Here is a 5,392-nt window from a genome sequence, read left to right on the forward strand (position 1 = left end):
TCTTCTTATAACTTTCTCACTACTATCTATAACTTTAACTACTGAATCATCTTCTTCTATATAAATATCTCTATCATGAAATAAAAAATAATCTGCTACATCCTTTAAATTATTTAAAGCTTCCTCATTTTTATATTCCATTGACATATTACTTATATTTCCACTAGTCATAATTAAAAAATCTAAATCTTCCTCTAGTAATAAATAATGTAAGCCTGCATATGGAAGCATAACCCCTAGAGAATTTTGTTTTGGTGCTATAGCTTCTGGTAGTAAAAATGGAAATTTCTTTTTCAAAATTACAATAGGTCTTTTATTACTTTTTAGTACTATTTCTTCTTTAGAAGATACTTCACATATCTCCTTAACAAGATTAATGTCTCTTACCATAACAGCTAGTGGCTTATGACTTCTACGTTTTTTCTTCCGAAGAATATTAATTGATTCTTCATTTCTTCCATCACAAACTAAATGAAATCCCCCTATGCCTTTAATTGCTAATATCTTACCTTCTTTAAGAAGTTTTTTAGCTTCATTAATTGGATTTTCACATATATTTTTTACTCCCTTATTATCTGTTAACCAAAGCCTCGGTCCACATTTATCACAACAATTTGGCTCTGCATGAAATCTCCGCCTTAATGGATTGTTGTATTCATCATTACATTCCTTGCACATAATAAATTTTTTCATAGTAGTATAATGTCTATCATATGGAAGGCTCTTAATTATAGAATACCTTGGCCCACAGTCAGTACAGTTAGTAAAAGCATATTTATATCTATTAGATTTATTTTCTTTCATGTCATTTAAGCAATTTTCACAAATTGAAATATCAGGAGAAATAAACTTTGGAAAGATTTTTTCATTAACACTTTCCTCAATTACAAAACTACTTGTATATAAATCATTTTTATAACTATCATTATTTCTAATAAATCTACATTGAAACTTTTCAATTTTAGAAATAGGTGGCATATCATTTAAAATGCTTAATATAAATTCTTTTAAATTATTTTTTGTTCCTTTACAATAAATCTCTACAGATCCTCCTAAATTTTTTACATATCCTGATATTTTATATTCCTTTGCTTTTCTATACACAAAGGGTCTAAAGCCTACCCCTTGTACAATACCATCTATATTTATTAAGTATTGAAGAGCTTTTATTTCTTCTTCATTACTCTTCAAACTGCTCACCTTCAATTTTTAGTATAATAGCAGTTTGGCTTGGTGTTTCATCTCTTTGAATATGAATATTCGTCCATGTACCTACTAAATCATTGCAATCAGTTCTAAATTGTTCATAAAGATTTCTATTATTAACATGGCTCTTATTATTTACAGAAATAGATAAGCTATTTACTCTTTTTATATTATTATCTTTACATATTTCCTTTACTGATTCTGAAATTTTATTTAATAAAAAAGTATCATGCATAATTAAATATTCCTCTCATTTATAATTTTTTTTATATTATTTAAAATATTATTAGAAATTGATTTGAAACTCTTTTTCAAATTATTACTTAAGCCAATGTCCAAATAAATTTCTTCAACCTCAATACCTAAAATTATTCCTTTAATATTAGGATAATAAAGCTTTAATAAATCTAAGAAGCTATACTTATGCTGAGAAGCTTCAACCTTATTAGAAGTAAATTTATCTATATCTTCAATTGTTATTTCTCCTATACCTTTTCCATAATAAGCTGAATCTAAAATTATTATATAATCATCCTTTTCTATACTTGATATACAATGTTGAATATTTGTTTCTCCATATATAACATTAACTCCAAGTTTTAAAAGTTCTATCTCTATTTCTTCTGCTACTTTTATTCCTATAGCATCATCCTTCATAAGTACATTTCCAATTGCTATAAGTTTAAGGCTCATACTAAAACCTCTACTATTTTAATATCACCTTTACTTCCAATTAAGTGAGTTGCACAAGATACACAAGGATCATATGATCTTACAACCCTTCCTATTTCTACTGGTTCATTAATATTATTTATTTTACAGCCAATCAAGGCTCTTTCTATAGGTCCAGGATTGTTTAATTCATCCTTAGGAGAAAGATTCCATACTGTTGGAGTTATAATATTATAATGTTTAATTAACTTATTTTCTATTTCTATCCAATGTCCTAATGCTCCTCTTGTAGTATCTATAAGACCCACACCATATGCTTTGTCTGGAACTTGATAAACTTTTTGATTATTAGGTTTTAACTCTACTCTTTCTGCTAAATTTCCTAAAATATTTAATATCTTCTTTGTTTCTAAAACTCTTGCTATATTTCTATCCATAGATGAATGTCCCCCTGTGTATTCTCCAGATACAATTAATCTTGCTAATGGTCCAACTTCCATTGGTAATCCATCATACCTAGGTGTCTTTACAAAGGTATATGCATCAACCTTAGATAAATCTACTTCTTCAAAATTTTGATCTTGTTTATACCAAGAATATTGAATTTGTTCAGTAATTTTATTAGGATCTAGCTCATATCTAATATTATCCTTTATTACTCCAGGTTTAACATAAGTAATATCAGCTTCTGCATACTTATCAAAAACACCAAAACTCATAAAATTAGGATATGATATACCCTTTTTAAAATAATCTGAATAATATTTAGCTATGGTCTCTACATCTTCTATCATTTCATTTGAAACAAATTCATTAATTTTTTTAATAATACTTTTGACCTTTTCTAATTTATAAGCATCTATATTTACTGTAACCCCACCTACAAAAATCCCATGGTTATGAGGGGCCTTTCCTCCTAATACTGCTAATCCTTCATGAGCCAATCTACTAAACTCAATACTTTTAATATAGTGTTTGTCTATAACATCATTTATTTCCTTGGGAAGCCTAAAGTCTTTATATTGATTATTTTCAACTAATTTCACACTAGAAATTCTTGCATAACTTGGAATAGACATAAGATAGAAATGTCTTAAATGATTTTGAATAAATTCAAATCCATGCATAATATCTCTTATATAACTATCATTTAAAGTAACTTGTATCTTTAATGCATCTTCTAAAGCTAGGGTGGAAGCCATGGAATGTGCAGTTGAGCATATGCCACAAATTCTTTCAGTAAAATATATAGCATCTAATGCTGGCCTGCCCTTTAACATCTTTTCAAATCCCCTAAAAAGTAACCCACTAGCTGTTGCTTGCACAATTATATCCTCTTTAACTTCTGCTCTAACATCTAAAAAACCACTTATTCTTGTAACTGGATCTATAGTAATTCTTTTTCCCATAATTCCTCCTTAATATTTAACAAAAGGTTCATTGCCATCTGGAAAGGTTGACTTTGCACACCCTATACAAGTGGTATTATCACCAATAGGCCAATTAACATATCCATTCCACTTCCTTCTAGGACAATCAGTTTTTGTAACAGGCCCCTTACATCCAATTTTAATCATACAACCTTCATCTCCAAACTTTTCTGCGAAAATTCCTTTTTCAAAAAGCCCTCTTCTAGTACAAGTATCGTGAATTGTAAAGCCATAAAAAAGAATTGGTCTCCCATCGCTATCTAATTCTGGAATTCCATATCCAATTAAGTGAGCTAAAGTTCCCACTACCCAATCAGGATGACATGGGCATCCTGGCAACTTAATAACTTTTTTATTTGTAATATCCTGTACACTTTTACTTTCAGAAGGATTTGGAGCTGCTGCAGAGATTCCACCATAACATGCACAAGTTCCTACAGCTACAACATATTTTGCTTTTTCAGTTGCTAGTTCTACTGCCTCTAAAGCAGTAATAGGTTTTCCATTATAATTTGCAATAATATTATAAAATCCCTTTTCTTTTGTCGCTACTGCTCCATCTACCAGTAATATAAATTCTGTATCAAGTGTTTCTAAAAAGTTTTCAAATGCTAAATTTCCTTCGTTGCCCATAAGTGTATTGTTGAAAGTAATATTCACTATATCAGTTAGAATATTATACAAACCAGGATTTTCACTATTTAATAGAGAAATTATATTCCCAGAACAACCAGTTACCTCAAGCCACATAGCATTCATGATTTTAGCTTCTTTTCTTTTAACCATTTTTAAAACATCTTCTTGAAATGTTCTTGCCGTCTTTAATTTAGCTTCATTAAAAAAACATTTTTTTTTATTATTCAACTTAGTATTACTCCATTACATTATTTAATATAATTTATGCAGAAATACTTTTAAATATTAAAAAAAGGAAGTATATTACTACTCCCTTAATTTATTAGTGTCTTAACCTTAAAATAATTTTTCTTTTAAAATTTTTCAATTTATTTATATTATGATTTTCTCTATAGGCTCCTAACAGTAATAATACAATTGATAATCCTACACAAAATCCATTTATGAATTCTGGTAATTGAAAGAACTGTTTAGATATTATCCAAAAAGCATTAATTAATAACCCAAAACAAATATAATTATTTAATTTTCTCATAAATATTCCCTACCCCTATTAAATTTTTTTTGATATTATTATATAGGCAATTAAGTATGATAATAAAAAAACTGATATTATACCAAATAAAACTTGGGTTAGAATTGGATACCATAAACCACCAATTAAAGCTACCAAATACATACTTACTAACATTACTGCTAATGCAAATCTTGATGCCCTTAAGCTTATAGCCTTAATTCTTTCATCAGTATTACTAATACGAGCCTTTCTAATTTTCTCTTCATTCTTTAAGATTCGAATGTTTTTAATTAATAGTACTACACCTACCACTGTTAATCCAGTTCCAAAGCCTGAGTAAGTAGATATCATCTTTTCGCTAATCTTTAAATTTAAATATCTATCTCCAAAAAGTGTTATAACTAATGTTATTAATCCAAGAATTACTATTCCTATAAATAATACTATCCTTTCTTTTATAACCCCTTTATATTCTTCATTAGTTTTACAGTCACTACCACAAAACATACCTAACATAAATTTTCATCTCCCTCAAAAATAAATACATCTTCTATTTTTAATCCAAAATATTGAGAAATTTTGTGAGCAAGTACTAAGGATGCCTTATATTTTCCACTTTCTAGTGATATTATTGTTTGCCTAGTTACATCTAAAGCATCTGCCAACTCATTTTGTGTTATCTTACGTTCTTTTCTTAAATCTTGTATCCTAGTTTTCAAATTTGCACCTCCTAGTAGGTAAAGTAAACTTTACAATTTAAGTATAGTTTGCTTTACATTTAATGTCAAGCATATTTTACATTATTTTTCTAATAACTTTTTAATATTAAAAGATAATAAAAAAAGCTGTGATAAACAAATGGAAAATCTAATTTCTTCTGAGGAATAACACGTTATATATATGAATTTCTGAATGATTTTCTAGATATGAT

General features: G+C 28.0%; 8 protein-coding genes. All 8 read right to left on the minus strand.

Features of this window, described 5'->3' with window-relative positions; all coding sequences use genetic code 11:
* Positions 1-1,191 (minus strand): Sua5/YciO/YrdC/YwlC family protein (locus ACQRD5_RS16580; RefSeq protein ID WP_427747074.1); only part of this gene is annotated, 1,191 nt, incomplete at its 3' end.
* Positions 1,181-1,441, minus strand: a complete 261-nt coding sequence (locus ACQRD5_RS16585) for a hypothetical protein (RefSeq protein WP_291630430.1) — start codon at positions 1,439-1,441, stop codon at positions 1,181-1,183. The genes ACQRD5_RS16585 and ACQRD5_RS16580, both read right to left, overlap by 11 nt.
* 2 nt (positions 1,442-1,443) lie before the next feature.
* Positions 1,444-1,899: a hydrogenase maturation protease gene (locus ACQRD5_RS16590; protein WP_427747075.1), complete on the minus strand. Its 456-nt coding sequence runs from the start codon at positions 1,897-1,899 to the stop codon at positions 1,444-1,446.
* Positions 1,896-3,287 (minus strand): nickel-dependent hydrogenase large subunit, encoded by a 1,392-nt coding sequence (locus tag ACQRD5_RS16595; RefSeq protein ID WP_427747076.1) that lies wholly within the window; start codon positions 3,285-3,287, stop codon positions 1,896-1,898. Before ACQRD5_RS16595 ends, ACQRD5_RS16590 begins: the two co-directional genes overlap by 4 nt.
* Before the next feature lie 9 nt (positions 3,288-3,296).
* Positions 3,297-4,172 carry a hydrogenase small subunit gene (locus tag ACQRD5_RS16600; protein WP_427747077.1) on the minus strand — a complete coding sequence of 292 codons (876 nt, stop codon included), beginning with the start codon at positions 4,170-4,172 and terminating at the stop codon, positions 3,297-3,299.
* A 94-nt stretch (positions 4,173-4,266) separates the two neighbouring features.
* The gene (locus ACQRD5_RS16605; RefSeq protein WP_427747078.1) at positions 4,267-4,479 is read right to left on the minus strand and encodes a hypothetical protein; all 213 of its coding nucleotides are present in this window, start codon (positions 4,477-4,479) and stop codon (positions 4,267-4,269) included.
* 18 nt (positions 4,480-4,497) lie between these two features.
* Positions 4,498-4,977: a hypothetical protein gene (locus ACQRD5_RS16610; RefSeq protein ID WP_427747079.1), complete on the minus strand. Its 480-nt coding sequence runs from the start codon at positions 4,975-4,977 to the stop codon at positions 4,498-4,500.
* Positions 4,971-5,180 (minus strand): helix-turn-helix transcriptional regulator, encoded by a 210-nt coding sequence (locus ACQRD5_RS16615; protein ID WP_291630419.1) that lies wholly within the window; start codon positions 5,178-5,180, stop codon positions 4,971-4,973. Before ACQRD5_RS16615 ends, ACQRD5_RS16610 begins: the two co-directional genes overlap by 7 nt.
* Positions 5,181-5,392 lie beyond the last annotated feature (212 nt).

The organism is Clostridium sp. SGI.024 (assembly GCF_050315195.1).
In the GTDB taxonomy this organism is placed as follows: domain Bacteria; phylum Bacillota; class Clostridia; order Clostridiales; family Clostridiaceae; genus Clostridium.

What these genes read in the sequence shown, in the direction of transcription:
- ACQRD5_RS16605 (WP_427747078.1), bottom strand. Translation starts at nt 4,479, where the DNA reads ATGAGAAAATTAAATAATTATATTTGTTTTGGGTTATTAATTAATGCT.
- ACQRD5_RS16595 (WP_427747076.1), bottom strand. Translation starts at nt 3,287, where the DNA reads ATGGGAAAAAGAATTACTATAGATCCAGTTACAAGAATAAGTGGTTTT.
- ACQRD5_RS16610 (WP_427747079.1), bottom strand. Translation starts at nt 4,977, where the DNA reads ATGTTAGGTATGTTTTGTGGTAGTGACTGTAAAACTAATGAAGAATAT.
- ACQRD5_RS16585 (WP_291630430.1), bottom strand. Translation starts at nt 1,441, where the DNA reads ATGCATGATACTTTTTTATTAAATAAAATTTCAGAATCAGTAAAGGAA.
- ACQRD5_RS16590 (WP_427747075.1), bottom strand. Translation starts at nt 1,899, where the DNA reads ATGAGCCTTAAACTTATAGCAATTGGAAATGTACTTATGAAGGATGAT.